18 protein-coding genes are annotated in these 17,160 nt (G+C 72.6%); 7 read left to right on the forward strand and 11 right to left on the reverse strand.

The window, feature by feature from the left end; all coding sequences use genetic code 11:
- Positions 1–6: 6 nt before the first annotated feature.
- Entirely contained in the window at positions 7–672 is a 666-nt protein-coding gene (locus ACFQ8C_RS04305) for a hypothetical protein (RefSeq protein WP_383452097.1), read from the forward strand.
- Here the strand turns inward: ACFQ8C_RS04305 and ACFQ8C_RS04310 are convergent.
- Positions 608–1,792, reverse strand: a complete 1,185-nt coding sequence (locus ACFQ8C_RS04310) for a methyltransferase domain-containing protein (protein WP_383452099.1) — start codon at positions 1,790–1,792, stop codon at positions 608–610. The two genes, ACFQ8C_RS04305 and ACFQ8C_RS04310, sit on opposite strands and share 65 nt — an antisense overlap.
- A gap of 126 nt (positions 1,793–1,918) precedes the next feature.
- Between ACFQ8C_RS04310 and ACFQ8C_RS04315 the strand changes: the two genes are divergently transcribed.
- The 4 genes from ACFQ8C_RS04315 to groL all read left to right on the forward strand — a co-directional run bounded on the left by ACFQ8C_RS04315 (position 1,919) and on the right by groL (position 5,235).
- Positions 1,919–2,851, forward strand: a complete 933-nt coding sequence (locus ACFQ8C_RS04315; RefSeq protein ID WP_383452101.1) for a polysaccharide deacetylase family protein — start codon at positions 1,919–1,921, stop codon at positions 2,849–2,851.
- Positions 2,848–3,012: a hypothetical protein gene (locus ACFQ8C_RS04320; RefSeq protein WP_383452103.1), complete on the forward strand. Its 165-nt coding sequence runs from the start codon at positions 2,848–2,850 to the stop codon at positions 3,010–3,012. The genes ACFQ8C_RS04315 and ACFQ8C_RS04320 overlap by 4 nt, the downstream gene beginning before the upstream one ends.
- Before the next feature lie 177 nt (positions 3,013–3,189).
- Entirely contained in the window at positions 3,190–3,498 is a 309-nt protein-coding gene (gene groES, locus ACFQ8C_RS04325; protein ID WP_004955293.1) for a co-chaperone GroES, read from the forward strand.
- Positions 3,499–3,606: 108 nt separating this feature from the next.
- Positions 3,607–5,235, forward strand: coding sequence for a chaperonin GroEL (gene groL, locus ACFQ8C_RS04330; protein ID WP_383452105.1), 1,629 nt, complete (start codon positions 3,607–3,609; stop codon positions 5,233–5,235).
- Between the two features lie 157 nt (positions 5,236–5,392).
- Here groL and ACFQ8C_RS04335 read toward each other — a convergent pair whose 3' ends face one another.
- From ACFQ8C_RS04335 to ACFQ8C_RS04360, 6 genes are all read right to left on the reverse strand, one after another.
- Positions 5,393–6,091 (reverse strand): ester cyclase, encoded by a 699-nt coding sequence (locus ACFQ8C_RS04335; RefSeq protein ID WP_383452107.1) that lies wholly within the window; start codon positions 6,089–6,091, stop codon positions 5,393–5,395.
- Between the two features lie 43 nt (positions 6,092–6,134).
- Positions 6,135–7,154, reverse strand: a complete 1,020-nt coding sequence (locus ACFQ8C_RS04340) for a hydroxyacid dehydrogenase (protein WP_383452109.1) — start codon at positions 7,152–7,154, stop codon at positions 6,135–6,137.
- A 34-nt stretch (positions 7,155–7,188) separates the two neighbouring features.
- Complete coding sequence (locus ACFQ8C_RS04345) at positions 7,189–8,037, reverse strand: carbohydrate ABC transporter permease (protein WP_383452111.1); 849 nt, start codon at positions 8,035–8,037, stop codon at positions 7,189–7,191.
- On the reverse strand, positions 8,034–8,924 hold the full coding sequence (locus ACFQ8C_RS04350; protein WP_383452113.1) for a carbohydrate ABC transporter permease: 891 nt from the start codon (positions 8,922–8,924) through the stop codon (positions 8,034–8,036). The genes ACFQ8C_RS04345 and ACFQ8C_RS04350 overlap by 4 nt, the downstream gene beginning before the upstream one ends.
- 4 nt (positions 8,925–8,928) lie before the next feature.
- Positions 8,929–10,245: an ABC transporter substrate-binding protein gene (locus ACFQ8C_RS04355; RefSeq protein ID WP_383452115.1), complete on the reverse strand. Its 1,317-nt coding sequence runs from the start codon at positions 10,243–10,245 to the stop codon at positions 8,929–8,931.
- Between the two features lie 109 nt (positions 10,246–10,354).
- Positions 10,355–11,449 carry a substrate-binding domain-containing protein gene (locus ACFQ8C_RS04360; protein ID WP_383452117.1) on the reverse strand — a complete coding sequence of 365 codons (1,095 nt, stop codon included), beginning with the start codon at positions 11,447–11,449 and terminating at the stop codon, positions 10,355–10,357.
- Positions 11,450–11,627: 178 nt separating this feature from the next.
- Between ACFQ8C_RS04360 and ACFQ8C_RS04365 the strand changes: the two genes are divergently transcribed.
- Complete coding sequence (locus tag ACFQ8C_RS04365) at positions 11,628–13,511, forward strand: DUF2264 domain-containing protein (RefSeq protein ID WP_383452119.1); 1,884 nt, start codon at positions 11,628–11,630, stop codon at positions 13,509–13,511.
- On the opposite strand, the gene ACFQ8C_RS04370 is transcribed toward ACFQ8C_RS04365, so the two are convergent.
- The 3 genes from ACFQ8C_RS04370 to ACFQ8C_RS04380 form a co-directional block, all read right to left on the reverse strand.
- Positions 13,396–13,824 (reverse strand): hypothetical protein, encoded by a 429-nt coding sequence (locus ACFQ8C_RS04370; protein WP_383452121.1) that lies wholly within the window; start codon positions 13,822–13,824, stop codon positions 13,396–13,398. The genes ACFQ8C_RS04365 and ACFQ8C_RS04370 overlap by 116 nt on opposite strands.
- Before the next feature lie 71 nt (positions 13,825–13,895).
- Complete coding sequence (locus tag ACFQ8C_RS04375; RefSeq protein ID WP_383452123.1) at positions 13,896–14,669, reverse strand: SDR family NAD(P)-dependent oxidoreductase; 774 nt, start codon at positions 14,667–14,669, stop codon at positions 13,896–13,898.
- Positions 14,670–14,722: 53 nt separating this feature from the next.
- A complete protein-coding gene (locus ACFQ8C_RS04380) occupies positions 14,723–15,409 on the reverse strand; it encodes an MOSC domain-containing protein (protein ID WP_383452125.1) in 687 nt (228 codons plus the stop codon).
- A 90-nt stretch (positions 15,410–15,499) separates the two neighbouring features.
- Here ACFQ8C_RS04380 and ACFQ8C_RS04385 point away from each other — a divergent pair, with 90 nt between their 5' ends.
- The gene (locus ACFQ8C_RS04385) at positions 15,500–16,399 is read left to right on the forward strand and encodes a LysR family transcriptional regulator (protein ID WP_383452127.1); all 900 of its coding nucleotides are present in this window, start codon (positions 15,500–15,502) and stop codon (positions 16,397–16,399) included.
- Between the two features lie 62 nt (positions 16,400–16,461).
- Here ACFQ8C_RS04385 and ACFQ8C_RS04390 read toward each other — a convergent pair whose 3' ends face one another.
- The gene (locus ACFQ8C_RS04390) at positions 16,462–16,797 is read right to left on the reverse strand and encodes a WhiB family transcriptional regulator (protein ID WP_383452129.1); all 336 of its coding nucleotides are present in this window, start codon (positions 16,795–16,797) and stop codon (positions 16,462–16,464) included.
- Positions 16,798–17,160 lie beyond the last annotated feature (363 nt).

Here is a 17,160-nt window from a genome sequence, read left to right on the forward strand (position 1 = left end):
CTCGGCATGGTTTCGCGCGTACCCCTGCCCCCGCCGCCCCCGCCCGTCGAGCTGCGGAGCTGGCCCGACCGGGACGCGCGGCTCGCCGACCGGGCGCTGGCGCTCGACGCGCTGGGGCGACGGCTGCTCGGCGGGGGTCGGTTCGCGCTGTTCGCCGGCGCGGTGCTGGTGCTCCAGCTGGGCTGGGGCATGGTGGGCGTGACGCTCGTCGGCCTCGGTGTCGGGGCGATCCTCGACCCGATCGCCTTCTTCGTCGGGCTGGTCGTCTCCGTCCTCGGCGTCGGGGTGATGGTGCCGGGCGTCTGGCTCGTGGTGCGCGGGGTGCGCCGCGACCGCGTGGTGCGCGAACGGCTGGTGCGCTGGGCGGCCCTGGACCGGCACGGGCCGACGGACGCGCGGCTGCGCGCGCCCGTCGCGAGCGCCTGCTGGATGGTGCTCTCCGCCGTCCTCTGCGGCCTCGGGCTGTGGCTGGGCTTCGCCGTGCCCGCCGGGGCGGACCCGGCGGACGGCCGCGGGCTCGTCGCGTACGGCATGGGCGTCGCGCTCATCTTCTGGATCAACGGCCTGATCGGGCTCTTCAAGGCCGTCGGGCACTACCGGATGGCGCTCAGGGTCGGGCCGGCCCGGCCGGGTGGCCGATCAGCATCGTCGGGGCCCCCGCGACACGTGTGAGCAGGACCGTCGCGGAGTGGGGGCCCTTGGGCTTCACCTTCCGGCGGATCTCCTCGGGCTCGACGGCGGAGCCGCGCTTCTTCACCGTCAGGGTGCCGACCTCGCGTTCGCGCAGCAGGGCCTTCAGCTTCTTGAGGTTGAAGGGGAGTTCGTCGGTGATCTCGTACGCGGAGGCGTACGGGGTGGGGGTGAGGGTGTCGGCGGTGACGTAGGCGATCGTCCCGTCGATCAGCCCCCCGGACAGCTCCTCGGCGACCTCGGCGACCAGATGGGCGCGGATGACGGCGCCGTCCGGCTCGTAGAGGTACCGGCCGACGGGGCGGACCGCCGGGTCGGGCAGGCCCCGGCCGGCGAGGCTCGCGCCGGAGGGCAGCAGGGTGGCGCGGCGCGCGCCCGGCTCCGTGCCGAACCAGAGGATGGCCTCCTTCACGTCGCCGCCGTCCGAGATCCACTCGGCCTCGGCCTCGGCCGGGACGGTCTCGTGGGGGATGCCGGGGGCGATCTTCAGGGCCGCGTGCGGGGCCTTGCGGGCGGCCTCCATCGCCCAGGAGAGCGGCGGCGAGTAGGCCTCCGGGTCGAAGATCCTGCCCCGGCCGCCGCGCCGGGCGGGGTCGACGAAGACGGCGTCGTAGGGGCTGGTGTCGATCTCGGTGACGTCGGCGCAGCGGACCTCGACCAGGTCCGCGATGCCGAGCGCGGCGGCGTTGGCGCGGGCGACCTCGGCGGTGAGCGGATCGCGGTCGACGGCGAGCACGGAGATGCCGGCGCGGGCGAGCGCGAGCGCGTCGCCGCCGATGCCGGAGCAGAGGTCGGCGACCGAGCGGACGCCGAGGGCCTTGAGGCGGGCCGCGCGGTAGGCGCCGACGGTCGCCCGGGTCGACTGCTCGACGCCGTTCGGCGTGAAGTACATGCGGAAGGCGTCCTCGGCGCCGAACTTCGCCACCGCGCGCTGCCGCAGCCGGGCCTGCCCGAGGGCGGCCGAGACCAGCTCGGCGGGGTGGTCGCGGCGCAGCCGGGAGGCGACCGCCAGCTCCTGGGCGGGGTCGTAGTCGCGCAGGGCGGCGAGGAGCGTCTGGCCCTCGGGGGCGAGCAGGGCGGCGAAGGCGGCGAGGTCGGTCACCGTCCCATTCTCCCTGTGGGCCGGGTGGGGGACGGTGGGGCCGGTACGGCGGTGTCGCGGCCGGAAGGGCGGGTCGCGCTGACAGGATGCGGCGCCATACAGCTCGTACGACAAAAGGAAGAAATGATGACAAAGGGTGGCTCGCGCCGTGCCCTGGGGGCCGCGCTCCTCGTCGCCGCGCTCACCTCCACCGCCGCCTGCTCCGGCGGCCCCGACGACTCCGGGACGGGCACCGGCGGCGCCCCCGCCGCCGGCCAGCAGGCCCCGGACAAGGCGGCCGCCCGGCAGACCGCCGCCGAGCTCGCCGCGGCGAAGAAGGCCGCGTCGGCGAAACGGCGGGCCGCCCGGGCCGTCGCCGCGAGGAAATGGGGGCTCAAGCTCACCCCGCTCGAAGCGCCCGCCCCGCCGGGGACCAAACCGAGAATCACCACCCGCAAGGGCTTCGAGACCGACGGCGAGGGCCTGCCGCCCGTCTTCACCACCGTCCCCACCAAGGAGAAGATCGTCTTCCTGACGATCGACGACGGCGCCGAGAAGGACCCCGCGCTCATCCGGATGATGGCCGACCTGGACATCCCGTACAGCGCCTTCCTCAGCGACTACGTGGTCAGCGACGACTACGGCTACTTCGCGAGGATGCAGAAGTCCCAGCCGCGCGGGGTCGGCCTCCACAACCACACCCTCCACCACAAGTACCTGCCCGGACTCTCCTACGCCCGCCAGAAGCGGGAGATCTGCGGGATGCAGGACGTCATCGAGAAGAAGTACGGCAAGCGCCCGGCGCTCTTCCGGCCGCCGTACGGCAACTACAACGAGGACACCCTGCGCGCCGCCGGGTCCTGCGGCGTCAAGGCCGTCCCGCTCTGGGCCTCCGAGGCCTTCCCCGACCACATGGAGTGGCGGGAGTGGGACCGCGACCTCCACCCCGGCGACATCGTCCTCACCCACTTCCGCGGCAAGGAGGACTGGAAGGGCAGCATGCCGGACATGATCCGACGGGTGATGAACGTGATCACCTCCAAGGGCTACGCCGTCGCCAGGCTGGAGGACTACGTATGAGCCGCCTGCGGCCGCTGGTGGTCGCCGCCCTGCTCCTCGGCCTCACCGGCTGCGCCTCCGCCGTCGACCCCCTCGAACGCCTCGGCCGCAAGGCCGTGGAGCGGGTCGGCGACCTCGGTCCGGCCGGCGGAACCGTCCGCGCGGAGGCCGCCACGGAGTGAGGAATTGGCACTCCGCTTGACCGAGTGCTAATCGCGGTCATAGTCTCGGCTCTGGCACTCCCCGCAGGAGAGTGCCAGAACAGCGACGGGCAGGTCCGGCACCCGCGACGACGGATCCGGCTGGTCGCGACCCCAGACAGTTAACCCCGCGAGATCTCCGAAGGGGGAGGTCGGATCGTGACGACCGCCAGCTCCAAGGTTGCCATCAAGCCGCTTGAGGACCGCATCGTGGTCCAGCCGCTCGACGCCGAGCAGACCACGGCCTCCGGCCTGGTCATCCCGGACACCGCGAAGGAGAAGCCCCAGGAGGGCGCCGTCCTCGCCGTGGGCCCGGGCCGCTTCGAGAACGGCGAGCGCCTGCCGCTCGACGTGAAGGTCGGCGACGTCGTGCTCTACAGCAAGTACGGCGGCACCGAGGTGAAGTACAACGGCGACGAGTACCTCGTCCTCTCGGCCCGCGACGTGCTCGCGATCATCGAGAAGTAAGACGACGTACCTGCTGTGAAACCGCGCCCCTGACCCCCTGATTCCACGGGCGTCCAGGGGCGCGGTTCGCTTTTCCCACACGATTTCCGAGAGGGCTGAACCGCTCCCATGGCGAAGATCCTGAAGTTCGACGAGGACGCCCGTCGCGCCCTTGAGCGCGGCGTCAACAAGCTTGCCGACACGGTGAAGGTGACGATCGGCCCCAAGGGCCGCAACGTCGTCATCGACAAGAAGTTCGGCGCCCCCACCATCACCAACGACGGTGTCACGATCGCCCGCGAGGTCGAGATCGACGACCCGTACGAGAACCTCGGCGCCCAGCTCGTCAAGGAGGTGGCGACCAAGACCAACGACATCGCGGGTGACGGCACCACCACCGCCACCGTGCTCGCCCAGGCGCTCGTCCGCGAGGGTCTGCGCAACGTCGCCGCCGGCGCCTCGCCGTCCTCCCTCAAGAAGGGGATCGACGCCGCCGTCAAGGCCGTCTCCGACGAGCTGCTCGCCACCGCGCGCCCGATCGAGGACAAGTCCGACATCGCCGCCGTCGCCGCGCTCTCGGCCCAGGACCAGCAGGTCGGCGAGCTCATCGCCGAGGCCATGGACAAGGTCGGCAAGGACGGTGTCATCACCGTCGAGGAGTCCAACACCTTCGGCCTGGAGCTGGAGTTCACCGAGGGCATGGCCTTCGACAAGGGCTACCTCTCGCCGTACATGGTCTCCGACCAGGAGCGTATGGAGGCCGTCCTCGACGACCCGTACATCCTGATCAACCAGGGCAAGATCTCCTCGATCCAGGACCTGCTGCCGCTGCTGGAGAAGGTCATCCAGGCGGGTGGCTCCAAGCCGCTGCTGATCATCGCCGAGGACGTCGAGGGCGAGGCGCTCTCCACCCTCGTCGTCAACAAGATCCGCGGCACCTTCAACGCGGTGGCCGTCAAGGCCCCCGGCTTCGGTGACCGCCGCAAGGCGATGCTCCAGGACATGGCCACCCTCACCGGTGCCACCGTCATCGCCGAGGAGGTCGGCCTCAAGCTCGACCAGGCCGGTCTCGACGTGCTGGGCACCGCCCGCCGCGTGACCATCTCCAAGGACGACACCACCATCGTCGACGGTGGCGGCAACTCCGCCGACGTCGCGGGCCGCGTCGCCCAGATCAAGGCCGAGATCGAGTCCACGGACTCCGACTGGGACCGCGAGAAGCTCCAGGAGCGCCTCGCGAAGCTGGCCGGCGGCGTGTGCGTGATCAAGGTCGGCGCCGCCACCGAGGTGGAGCTGAAGGAGAAGAAGCACCGTCTGGAGGACGCCATCTCCGCGACCCGCGCCGCGGTCGAGGAGGGCATCGTCTCCGGTGGTGGCTCCGCGCTCGTCCACGCCGTCAAGGTCCTGGAGGACAACCTCGGCAAGACCGGCGACGAGGCCACCGGTGTCGCCGTCGTCCGCCGCGCCGCCGTCGAGCCGCTGCGCTGGATCGCCGAGAACGCCGGCCTGGAGGGTTACGTCATCACCTCCAAGGTCGCCGAGCTCGACAAGGGCCAGGGCTTCAACGCCGCCACCGGCGAGTACGGCGACCTGGTCAAGGCCGGCGTCATCGACCCGGTGAAGGTCACCCGCTCCGCCCTGGAGAACGCCGCCTCCATCGCCTCCCTGCTCCTCACCACCGAGACCCTCGTGGTGGAGAAGAAGGAAGAGGAGCCGGCGGACCACGGTCACGGCCACGGTCACGGCCACTCCCACTGAGGCACGCCGTAACTGATCGCCGAGGCCCGGTGCCCCCGTCGCGGGGGCACCGGGCCTCGGTGTCTTTTCCGGCGTCCGGCGCCCCGGTGTCCTTCCCGGTGCCTGGGCGTTCCGGGGTCCTTCCCGGTGCCTGGCGCCCCGGTGACTTTCCCGGTGCCTAGGGCTCGACGGCGCCCAGCTGCCCCATCAGCCCGAGCAGGTCGTACTGCCACCAGCCCTCGACGATCTTGCCGTCGTCGCGGAAGCGGTGGATGGTGGTGCCGGTCATGGTGACCTCCATGCCGCTCGGCTGGAGGCCCATGAAGTCGCCGACGTGGGTCCCCCGCCAGGTCCACCGGGTGCACACGCGGTCGCCGTCGGCGACCTGGTCGTCGACCGTGAACGTGAAGTCGAAGCCCGCGCGCCACGCCTCCACCTCGCGCCGGACCGCGTCCATCCCGATGGTGTCCTGCGGGTTCCTCGGGTCGTGGTCGTGGTAGCCCTCGGCGAGCAGGGTGTCGAGCAGCGCCAGGTCCGAGCCGTCCGCGAACCGCTCGAACATCTGCCGCGCGTTCGCCTTGTACAGCGCCTCGTCCCGCACCACGTCCAGGTCGGTGAAGGTCGGCATCTCGTCGCAGAGGGCGACCATCTCCCGGAAGATCCGGTCGGTCTCCGGCAGCTGCGAGTTGCGCATGGCCACGTCGTACGAGGGGAACTCGACGATCTCCACGACGTGCTGGGCGTCGGACCGGTCGGTCCCGACGATGGAGTGGGTGGCGGTCCGTTTCCCCCGGGTCTGCTCGACCCAGCGGTCCATGAGCCGGTTGAGCTCCTCGACCCGGCTCGTCCTGCAATCGATGATCTGCACGAAGGTCATGGCCGCCTCCGACCGGGCGAAGCCGCGGATGGACCCCTCCAGTCTAGGCCGAGTGGGTGAGGTCGGCGGCTCTGACCTCCTCCGCGAAGGGTTCGCCGCGGGTGTAGCGGGCGATCTCGTCCAGGGCCTGGTCGGCCATCCGGTGCAGCTCGTTGCCGAGGGAGCCGGCGACGTGCGGGGTGAGCAGGACGTTGGGGAGGCTGTAGAGCGGGGAGTCCGGCGGCGGGAGCTCGGGGTCGGTCACGTCGAGGACCGCGTGGAGGCGGCCGGCGGTGAGGTGGGGGAGGAGGGCGTCCTCGTCGACCAGGGAGCCCCGGGAGGTGTTGATCAGGGTGGCGCCGTCGGGCAGGGCGGCGAGCTGGCGGGGGCCGATCATGCGGTACGTGGACGGGAGCTGGGGCGCGTGCACGGAGACGACCGAGCTGCGGGCGCAGAGCTCGTCCAGGCCGGCGAGGACCGCGCCCGGCGGGGGAGCCGTCAGGTACGGGTCGTAGAGCAGCACCTCGACGTCGAAGGGGCGCAGGAGCTCGACGACCCGGAGGCCGATGCGGGAGGCGCCGACGATGCCGACCGTGCGGTGGTAGTTGCCCCAGGCGGCGGACTCGGCGAGCCAGCCGTGGCCGGCGCGGAGTTCGGCGTACCGCTGTGCCGAGCGCAGCACCCGTTTCCCGGCGAAGAGGATCGCGGCGAGGGTGTACTCGGCGACCGGGAGCGCGTTGGCGGCGGCGGCGCTGGTGACCTGGAGGCCGCGTTCCCAGCAGGCCTCGGTGACGTGGTGCTTGACCGAACCGGCCGCGTGCACCACGGCCTTGAGGCGGGGCGCGCGGGCCAGCACCCGGGGGGTGAGCGGGGTGGCGCCCCAGCAGGTGAGGAGGAGTTCGGCCTCGGCGAGCGCGGCGGCGGTGCGCGGGTCGGGGGCGGTCAGGTCGTGGGCGACCAGGTGCGGGTCGGTGCGGGTGAGGTCGGCGAGGCGGGTGCGGTGGCGGTCGGTGAGGAGGCGGTCGGCGACGCCGGGGCCCATGGCGAGGAGCAGGGCGGGGCGGTTGTCGGTGGTCGGGCGCATGGGGGGAGGTGAGCTCCTCACGTGACGGGGCTCCTCACTTGACGCTGCCGGCGGTCAGGCCGGCCTTCCAGTGGCGCTGGAGCGAGACGAAGGCGAGGACGAGGGGGACGACGGCGAGCAGGGAGCCGGTGACGACCAGGGGGTAGTAGTCGGGTTCGGCGTGGGCGTTGCTGTTCCACGCGTACAGGCCGAGGCTCAGCGGGAAGAGCCTCTGGTCCGAGAGCATCACCAGGGGGAGGAAGAAGTTGTTCCAGACGGCGGTGAACTGGAAGAGGAAGACGGTCACGAAGCCCGGCATGACCGTGCGCAGACCGATCGACCAGAAGACGCGCAGCTCGCCGGCGCCGTCGATCCGGGCGGCCTCCAGGGCCTCGTCGGGGACGTAGGCGGCGCACAGCACCCGGGACAGGTAGACCCCGAAGGGGTTGACGAGGACCGGGAGGAGCACGGCGGCGTAGGTGTTGACGATGCCGAGCTCGCTGGCGAGCAGGTACATGGGGAGGGCGAGCGCGGTGGTGGGGACGAGGACGCCGAGGAGGACGAGGCCGAAGAGCTTCTCCTTGCCCCGGAAGTCGTAGACGTGGAAGGCGTATCCGGCGGCGACGCTGATCAGCGCGCAGGCGGCGGCGCCGACTCCGGCGTAGAGGAGGCTGTTGAGGTACCAGCGGAAGTAGACGCCGTCGTTGTACTCGGCGAGCCGGGCGAGGTTGCCGCCGAGGTCGAAGCCCTCGAAGGAGAAGGCGTTCCCGGCGAGGAGTCCGCCGGCGTCCTTGGTGGCGGCGGTGACCAGCCAGACGAGCGGGAAGAGCATGTAGACGGTGGCGAGGAGGAGGACGCCGTTGACGGCGGTCTTCGACAGCCAGCGGGAGCGGGGGGCGCTCATGCCGTGCGCTCCTTCCGGCGGCCCGTCAGACGGGTGACGGCGAAGGACAGCAGCGCGGCCGTGAGGGCCAGCAGGATCGAGGCGGCCGCGGCCAGTCCATAGTCGTTGCGGTCGAAGGCGGCGGAGTACGCGTACATGTTCGGCGTCCAGGTGGAGGTGACGGCGGAGCCCGTGCCCCTGCTGAGGATCAGCGGTTCGGTGAAGAGCTGGAGGGAGCCGATGACGGTGAAGAGGGCGACCATCGCGAGGGAGCCGCGGAGCAGCGGGATCTTCACGGCGAAGGCGGTGCGCCAGGCGCCGGCGCCGTCGACGGTGGCGGCTTCCAGGACGGAGCGGTCGATGGCCTGGAGGGCGGCGTAGAAGATGATCAGGTTGTAGCCGAGCCATTCCCACAGGGCGATGTTGACGACGGAGGGCAGGGCGCCCTCGGGGGAGAAGAAGTCGAAGCCGATCCCGCCGGCCTCCATCGCCCGGACGACCGGGCTGAGTTGGGGCGTGTAGAGGTAGACCCAGATCAGGGCGGCGATGATGCCGGGCACGGCGTGCGGCAGGAAGAGCGCGAGCTGGAAGAAGCGGCGGGCGCGGGCGAGGGCGGTGTCGAGGAGCAGGGCGAGGCCGAGGGCGCCGCCGAGCATCAGCGGCACGTAGAGCAGGCAGTAGCCGAGCAGGACGCCGAATCCGTCGCGGAAGGCCCGGTCACCCAGTGCCGTGGCGTAGTTGCCGAGGCCGGTGAAGACGGTCTCGGAGCCGCCGAAGCCCAGTCCGGACTGCTTCTCGGTGAAGAGGCTCAGCCAGACCGCGTATCCGATCGGCACCACCAGCACCGCGGTGAAGAGCAGGAAGAACGGGGTCAGCAGGAGTGCCGCGGCACGGGTGCGGGCCTTCACGTGCTCAGCCCTCGACCTTCAGGCCGCGCTTGGTGAGCTCGGCGACGGTGGCGTCGTGGCCGGCCTTCACGGCGTCGGCGAGGGTGGGGCCGCCGGGGGCGACGGCGCCGAAGCGGTCCTTGATGGTGGTGTTGGTGGTGCCGGTGCTGGGGCCCCAGGACCACTGCGGGGAGATGGAGGCGCCGGCCGCCTCGAAGAGGGCGTAGATGTCCTGTCCGCCGTAGTAGCTCGCGTCGAACGCCTTCTTGGCGGTGGGACGCAGGGCGGTCGCGGCGGGGAAGGCGCTGGAGGTGCCGGAGGCGATGCGGGCCTTGACGCCCTCCTCGGTGGTGGCCATCCAGGTGGCGAACTCGACGGCGGCCGCCTTCTTCCCGCTGCTCTTGGGCACGGCGAAGGTGGAGCCGCCGAGCATGCCGGAGGCGGGCTTGCCGTCCCAGCTGGGCATGGGGGCGACGGCCCACTTGCCGGACTGTTCGGGGAGGGTGCCCTTGAGGACGCCGGCGCCCCAGGAGGCGCCGAGGTAGCCGACGGTGGTGCCGTTCTTGAGGGAGCCGGTCCACTCGGGGCTGAAGGAGGCGTTCTTGTGGACGAGACCGGCGTCGAGGAGGCCCTGCCAGTAGGCGGTGACCTTGGTGGTGGCCGCGTCGGTGGTGTCGATCTTCCAGGTGTCGTTCTCGGCCTTGAACCACTGGGCGCCGGCCTGCCAGGCCATGGCCTCGAAGGTGGTGGGGTCGTCGGGGAAGAAGGTGGCGATGCGGGCCTTGGCGTCGGCCTTCCTGACCTGCTCGGCGGCCTTCCTGAAGTCGTCCCAGGTGGTGGGGACCTCGACCCCGTACTTCTCGAAGAGGTCCTTGCGGTAGTAGAAGGCCTGCGGGGCGGCGTCGAAGGGGACGGCCCAGGACCTGCCGCCGAGGGTGGTGAGCTCGACGGCCTGGGGGAGGAACTTCGCGCGGTCGGCCTCGGTGAAGGCGTCGCCGATGTCCTGGAGGGCGCCGGAGGAGACGAACTCGGGGAGCGAGGGGTATTCGAGGGAGACGAGGTCGGGGGCGTTGCCCGCCTTCACCGCGTTGGAGATCTTGGCGTAGCCGCCGGCGTTGCCGGAGGGGATCTCCTCGAAGGTCACCTTGATGTCGGTGTGGGAGGCGTTGAAGGCGTCGACGACGTCCTTGGAGCCCTTGGCCCAGCCCCAGAAGGTGATCGTGACGGGGCCGTCCGGCTTGTCGGCGGCGTCGTCACCGCCGCCGCCGCAGGCCGTGAGGACGGCGAGGGCGGTGGCGGTGCCGGCTATGACGCGGGTCGTTCTGCTCCAACTGAGTCTCACGGCACGGCTCCTGATCGAACGGCGTGGAGGGGATTGGCCGTGATCCTGGGACCGTTCTTGAGCGAAGTCAAGAGCGAAAGATTGAATGATCGAAAAAAGATCAGATCGATCAGAGAGGGGGCGCCGGCCGGGCGGCCCCGCAGGAGGCCCGGACCCGCAGCCGGGGCAGCAGGCTCACGTGCCGGCTCGCCGCCTCCTCGTCCGCGCCGCCGGTCAGCCGCTCCACCAGCAGTTCCGTGGCGTGCCTGCCCACCTGCCGCTTCGGCGGGGCGACCGCCGTCAGCGGGGTGTCGGCCAGCGCGGCGACCTCGTCGTCGTACGCGATGAGGGCGAGGTCCCGCGGGACCCGCACGCCGAGCGGGGCGAGCCGCTGGGTGATCTCGATCGCGTCCACGTCGTTGTGGACGAGCGCCGCGCTCGCCAGGCCCGACCGGACCGCCTCGTACAGCGCCCGCACCACCCGCTCGAAGCCCTCCGGATCCGCCTCGGCCGGCACGGACTCGATGACCGGCAGCGGCTGTTCCAGACCCAGCACGGCCAGCGCCTCCGCGTACCCGGACCGCACCGCGAGCGCGGTCGGCGAGTCCCCCCGCGCCACCAGCAGCGGGGTCGCGTGGCCGAGCCCCAGCAGGTGGCGCAGGGCGAGCAGCACCCCGTGGGCGTGGTCGGAGGAGACCCGGTCGAGGCCGTCGAGCGGGCTGCCGGGAGCGCCGCGCCGCTCCAGGAGCACCGCCGGCACGGGGAGCTCCGCCAGCCAGTCGCCGTACGCGAGCCGGTCCTCGGGGCCGCGCCAGCCCGGCGCCACGAGCACGCCCTCGGCGCCGGCCGCGAGCAGCCCCTCGGTGCGGGCCCGGTCCTCCTCGGGGCGGTAGTCGGAGATCCGCAGCACCAGCCGGGCGCCCGCCCGGGCCGCCGCCTCGTGCGCGCCCCGGATGACCTCGGCGAAGTAGTACGTGGCGGAGGGCGCGAGCAGGCCGAGCACCAGGCCCTCGCCGGCCGGGGTGCCGGGCGCGGTGGTCCGCGGCCAGGCGACCTGGCCGTGCACCCGGTCGAGCAGCCCGCGCGAGGCCAGCGCCTCGGCGTCGCGGCGGGCGGTCACGGGGGAGACCCCCAGGAGGCCGGCCAGTTCGGCGACGCGGACCGTGCCGCGCTCGCGCACCAGGTCCAGCAGTCGGGCGTGTCGTTCGGCGGCACTCTCGCGCACGTGCGGTTCCCCCTCGCGGTGGTGGTGTTCCCCGACCTTAGACGAAAATGATCGAACGGCGGGAGTTTCGATCATTCGATCCGGATCTCTTGACGTTTCGATCGGCCCCCGCCGAGGATTCCGGACGATGCCGACGCCGGCGTACCCGCCCCCGGAGCCCAGGGAGCACCAGAGCATCATGCCCACGCCACCCGAGGACCGTGAACGCAGCCCGTACACCGGCTGGACCCGCGCCCACTGGGAGGACGCCGCCGACCGGCTCCTCCTCGCCGTCCGCCCCCACGCCTCGCCGCGCGGCGCCCTCGTCGACCTCCCCGGGCCCCGCCCCAGCTGGTCCGGCGCCCGCTCCGACGGCCTGGAGGGCTTCGCCCGTACGTTCCTCCTCGCCGCCCTGCGCGTCGCCGGCGCCCGCGGGGAGGACCCGCACGGCCACCTCGACCGGTACGCCGCCGGACTCGCCGCCGGAACCGCCTCGCCCGGCCGCGAGGACCGGGAGTCCTGGCCCCTGATGGCCGACACCCGCCAGGCGGTCGTCGAGTCCGCCTCGATCGCCCTCGCCCTGCGCCTCACCCGCCCCTGGCTCTGGGACCGCCTCGACACCCGCACCCGCGAACGCCTGGCGGGATGGCTGCGGCCCGCCCTCGGCCCGTCCCCGGTCGACAACAACTGGTGGCTCTTCGGCCTCACCGTGGCCGGCTTCCTCCACGAGGCCGGCGTCGAGACCGACCGCGCCGCCGCCACGATCGACCGCTCCCTCGCCCGGACCGAGGAGTGGTACCTCGGCGCCGGCTGGTACAGCGACGGCGACAACCGCGCCTTCGACCACTACAACTCCTGGGCCCTGCACCTCTACCCGGTCCTCCACGCCCACCTCGCCGGCGACCGCGCCCTCCTCGACCGGTACGGCCCCCGGCTCCGCGCCCACCTCGCCGACCACGCCCACCTCTTCGACGCGAACGGCGCCCCCGTCCCGTACGGGCGCTCCCTGACCTACCGCTTCGCCGCGGCCGCCGCCCCCTGGCTCGGCACCCTCACCGGCCACACCCCGCTCACCCCCGGCGCCACCCGCCGCCTCGCCTCCGGGAGCCTGCGGTACTTCCTCGACCGCGGCGCCACCGACCACCGCGGGCTGCTCACCCTCGGCTGGCACGGCCCCCACCCGCCGCTGGTCCAGGAGTACTCGGGGCCGGGCTCCCCCTACTGGGCCGCCAAGGGCTTCCTCGGGCTGCTGCTCCCGCCGGACCACCCCGCCTGGACCGACCCCGAGGAACCCCTCCCGGCCGAACGCGCCGACACCGCCCGCCCCTTCGGCCCCACCGGCCTCCTCGTCCAGACCACCGCCGCCGACGGCCTGGTCCGTCTCCACAACCACGGCAGCAACCACGTCGCCGCCGGCGGCCCCGACGGCGACGACCCCGGCTACGCCCGCTTCGCCTACGCCACCCGCACCGGCCCCACCGCCGCCCCCGACCCGGCCGACAACCACTTCGCGCTGCTCGGTCCCGACGGCACGGCCACCCACCGGGGCCCCGCGGAACCGCTCGCCGGCGGCCCCGACCGGGCCGTCTCCGCGCACACCCCGCTCCCCGGCGTCCGGGTCGTCTCCACCACCCTCGTCCACGGCCGCGCCGAACTCCGCGTCCACCTCGTCCTGGACGCCCCGGAGGGGACCCCCGTACGGCAGACCGGCTGGGCCGTCACCGAAGGACCGGACGCGCCGGTCTCCCAGCTCCACCCCGTCCACGGCTACGGCCCCGGGGTTACCGGACTGGCCACCGGGCCCACCCTCCAGGGCCCGGCCCCGACCCGTACCCCCGCCGTCCACGGCACCACCCGCGGACCCGTCTCGCTCTTCGCCGCGCTCGTCTCGCTCACCGGCGAGCCCGATCCGGCCCCGGCCGCCGCCCTCGCGGAGGTGCGGGTCACCGGCGGGACCGGGCTGTACGTCAGGTGGTGGGACGGTGCCGTCGCTCGTGTCGCCGCCGCGCCCGCCGGTCCGACCACTCGGCGACCAGGCCCTGCACCAGGAAGGTCGCGGCGAGCGAGCCGCCCGCGACCATGACCGCACCGACCGCGTAGAGGCCGCTGGCGTCGTCCGACCAGTCGACGAACGCGGCGAGGGCGAGCCCGGCCGAGGTGCCGAGCGCCCCGGCCACGCCGTGCCCCCGCAGCGCCGTCCAGACCACCGGCGCGAACAGGGTCAGCACCAGCCCCACGACCTGCCACGCCTCGTACGGCCCCGTCACCGAGCCGTCCGGGTGCACGTCGCGCTTCTGGTCCCAGCCGAGCCACGCGGCCCAGGAGGCGATCGCGAGCAGGGCCGTCACGACGCCGACCGGGGTGGGGGAGAGTCTCCGCAGAGCAATTCGTTCCATGCGCCGAGCGTCGGGCATCCGGCCGCGGCCGCACAGGCCCGCAGGTACTCAACCCGCCCTGAGTACCTTCCCTACTGAGGTCCGTACTTACGCCCGGCCTTCGACGACACCCCGCCGAGCAGCGAGCGCGGCGCCAGCTTCACCACACCCATCAGGGCCTTGTAGCGCGGGTCCGGGATCGACAGGGTCTTCCCCCGCGCCAGGTCCGACAGGGCCGCCGCCACCAGCTTGTCCGCGTCCAGCCACATCCAGCCGGGGATGTTCTCCGTCCCCATCCCGGCCCGCTCGTGGAACTCGGTGCGCACGAAGCCGGGGCAGAGCGCCATGAGCCGCACCCCGCTGCCCGCGAGGTCCCGGGCCGCGCCCTGGGTGAACTGCACGACCCACGCCTTCGAGGCGCCGTAGGTGCCGCGCGGCACGAAGGCGGCGACCGAGGCCACGTTCACCACCCCGCCCCGCCCGCGCTCCTTCATCGCGGCGGCCGCGGCCGAGGTCAGCCGGAGCACCGCCTCGCAGTGCACGGTCAGCATCCGCAGCTCGTCGGCCATCGACACGTCGAGGAAGCGGCCCTTGTTGCCGAAGCCCGCGTTGTTCACCAGCAGGTCGACCGGGCGGCGCGGGTCGGAGAGCCGGGCCTCGACCGAGGCGATCCCCTTCTCCTCGGAGAGGTCCGCGGCCAGTACCTCGGCCTCCACCCCGTGCCGGTCGTGCAGCTCGGTGGCCTGCTCCCGAAGGCGCGTCAGGTCCCGTGCCACCAGGACGACGTCGTGCCCGTCGGCCGCCAGTCTGCGCGCGAAGGCGGCTCCGATGCCGGCGGTGGCTCCCGTGATCAGTGCAGTCGTCATACCGGAACCGTAGTGCCCGGGAGCGCGCCCCCGGGATCCCGTACGGCCGCGGTTCAGCCGCTGTACTTGTCCGCGTACTGGCGGGCGAGCGCCAGCAGCCCGGACTCCATCCACTCGGCGGCCACCAGCGTCTCGGGCAGCAGTCCCCGCTCGGTGGTCGCCGCGCGGTGCAGGAAGGCGACGGTGACGGCGTGGTCCGGCCGGCTCACCACCGTGACCGGGTCGCCGGCCCGCACCTCGCCCGGCTCGATCACCCGCAGCAGCGCGCCGGGACCGGCCTCCGCCTGGGTGAACCGCCGCACCCAGCCCTGGGCGTCGACGCCCTGCTCCTCCAGATGCCCCTGGAAGGTGCGGCAGGGGATCCGGCCGCCGGTGACCTCGACCACCACGTCCTCGCCGATCCGCCAGTGCTCGCCGATCAGCGCCCCGTTCACGTCCAGGCCGCTCGTCGTCAGGTTCTCGCCGAAGGCGCCGTTCGCCAGCTGCCGGCCCAGCTCCCGCTCCCAGCGGTCCAGGTCCTCGCGGGCGAAGGCGTACACGGCACGGTCGGCGCCCCCGTGGAAGCGCAGGTCGCACACGTCGTCCCCGGCCACCCCGCTCGCCCCGACGCCGGTGGCCCCGGGCGACTCGATCCGTACGGGCCCGTCGACGGGCCGCTTGTCGATGCCCGTCCTTCCGGAGGCGGAGTCGGTGTAGTCGACGGCCTTGGCCCGGCCCGCGTTCACGCTCAACAAGGTCATACGGGCAGCGTAAGCGGCCCCCCACCCCACTACCTCAAAGATTTGATCGAATATTCGCGGCCGGACCCAAGAGTCGCTTATGCTCGACCCATGATCGAGGCACGCCACCTCCGCGTCCTGCGCGCCGTCGCCGCCACCGGCTCCTTCTCCGCCGCCGCACGCGAACTGGGCTGCACCCAGCCCGCCGTCAGCCAGCAGATGAAGGCCCTGGAGACCTCGGCCGGCACCCCGCTGCTCATCCGCACCGGCCGCGAGATGCGCCTCACCCAGGCCGGCGAGGTCCTCGTCCGGCACGCCGTCGGCATCCTCGCCGGACTCACCGCCGCCGAGGAGGAGGTCGCCGCCATCGCGGGCCTCCGGGCCGGTCGCGTCCGGCTGGTCTCCTTCCCCAGCGGCAGCTCCACCCTCGTCCCCACCGCCCTCGCCGCCCTCCGCGCCGCCCACCCCGGCACCCGGGTCTCCCTCGTCGAGGCCGAACCGCCGCGCTCCGTCGAGATGCTCCGCGAGGGCGACTGCGACATCGCCCTCGCCTTCCGGTACGGAGCGGGCCACGCGCCCGGCGAATGGGACGACCTGGTGGTCCGTCCGCTCCTCGCCGACCGGCTCGTCGGCCTGGTCCCCGAGACGCACCCGCTCGCGGACGCCGGCTCGGTCTCCATCGCCGAGCTGGCCGGGGACTCCTGGATCGCGGGCTGCCCCCGCTGCCGCCGCCAGCTCGTCGACGTCTGCGAGGAGGCCGGCTTCGCCCCGCGCATCGACTTCGCCACCGACGACTACCCGGCGGTGGTGGGGCTGGTCGGCGCGGGGCTCGGCGTGGCCGTCCTGCCCGAGCTGGCCATCGAGTCCGTACGGCCCAAGGGGGCGCGGACCGTCGCCGTCGAGCCCGCCGTGGAGCGGGAGATCGTGGCGCTGACCCTGCCGGACCTGGCCCAGGTCCCGGCGGTCGCGGCCACCCTCGACGAGCTGACCCGCGCCGCCACGCGCGCGTAGCGCCCGCCGGGCTCCCGGGGGCCCGGCCTCTGGGGTCTCAGCTCATGAGGGGAAACGTTCCTTCATGCATGTCCCATGATCGATCGACCGGCGGACGCCGGAGCCGCCGTGATCAGGCGGTTGCGCGCTCGGCCCATGAGTTCTTCGCGTTCGTCCTCGGTGAGGCCGCCCCATACGCCGTAGGGCTCCCGCACGGCGAGTGCGTGTGCCGCGCACTGCGCGCGGACCGGGCACCGCATGCAGACCTCTTTCGCCGAGTTCTCACGCGCACTCCGTGCCGCGCCGCGCTCTCCCTCGGGGTGGAAGAACAGGGAGCTGTCGACCCCGCGGCAGGCCGCGAGCAGTTGCCAGTCCCACAGATCGGCGTTGGGTCCGGGAAGCCGGGAGAAATCTGCCATTGCGCTAGTCCCCTTGAAACCGTGTCGAAACGGGTTGGTGGGTGGGCGGGAGTTGGCTGTCGGTCCGGGGCTCCTCGGACCCCGGCGCGCCGGATGTGTCCGACTACTGTCGAAGTAGATGTAAATATGACTCATTGCGAATCTAGCCACAGACACCACGAAAAGGGAAGAAAACCCGCTAAATGGGGCATAGCTTCTGGTGATGGACAGAACGACCTGCGACGCTCTTCTCCGTGCACGGCCCCTCACAAGGAGTGCCGAAGGTCCCGTCCGACCCGTAACTCTTTCGAGTGACCATCGTTGAGAGTGCGAGGCGGTTGAATGAACAAGCGATCGGGCAGGTGTCCGGGAGCTCAACCGCAC

Origin of the sequence: Streptomyces sp. NPDC056503, assembly GCF_042794995.1 — a bacterium.
GTDB lineage: Bacteria > Actinomycetota > Actinomycetes > Streptomycetales > Streptomycetaceae > Streptomyces.

Coding starts and splice junctions, on each gene's coding strand:
- ACFQ8C_RS04305 (WP_383452097.1), top strand. CDS start 7: ATGGTTTCGCGCGTACCCCTGCCCCCGCCGCCCCCGCCCGTCGAGCTG.
- ACFQ8C_RS04315 (WP_383452101.1), top strand. CDS start 1,919: ATGACAAAGGGTGGCTCGCGCCGTGCCCTGGGGGCCGCGCTCCTCGTC.
- ACFQ8C_RS04320 (WP_383452103.1), top strand. CDS start 2,848: ATGAGCCGCCTGCGGCCGCTGGTGGTCGCCGCCCTGCTCCTCGGCCTC.
- groL (WP_383452105.1), top strand. CDS start 3,607: ATGGCGAAGATCCTGAAGTTCGACGAGGACGCCCGTCGCGCCCTTGAG.
- ACFQ8C_RS04335 (WP_383452107.1), bottom strand. CDS start 6,091: ATGACCTTCGTGCAGATCATCGATTGCAGGACGAGCCGGGTCGAGGAG.
- ACFQ8C_RS04340 (WP_383452109.1), bottom strand. CDS start 7,154: ATGCGCCCGACCACCGACAACCGCCCCGCCCTGCTCCTCGCCATGGGC.
- ACFQ8C_RS04345 (WP_383452111.1), bottom strand. CDS start 8,037: ATGAGCGCCCCCCGCTCCCGCTGGCTGTCGAAGACCGCCGTCAACGGC.
- ACFQ8C_RS04365 (WP_383452119.1), top strand. CDS start 11,628: ATGCCCACGCCACCCGAGGACCGTGAACGCAGCCCGTACACCGGCTGG.
- ACFQ8C_RS04370 (WP_383452121.1), bottom strand. CDS start 13,824: ATGGAACGAATTGCTCTGCGGAGACTCTCCCCCACCCCGGTCGGCGTC.
- ACFQ8C_RS04375 (WP_383452123.1), bottom strand. CDS start 14,669: ATGACGACTGCACTGATCACGGGAGCCACCGCCGGCATCGGAGCCGCC.
- ACFQ8C_RS04380 (WP_383452125.1), bottom strand. CDS start 15,409: ATGACCTTGTTGAGCGTGAACGCGGGCCGGGCCAAGGCCGTCGACTAC.
- ACFQ8C_RS04385 (WP_383452127.1), top strand. CDS start 15,500: ATGATCGAGGCACGCCACCTCCGCGTCCTGCGCGCCGTCGCCGCCACC.
- ACFQ8C_RS04390 (WP_383452129.1), bottom strand. CDS start 16,797: ATGGCAGATTTCTCCCGGCTTCCCGGACCCAACGCCGATCTGTGGGAC.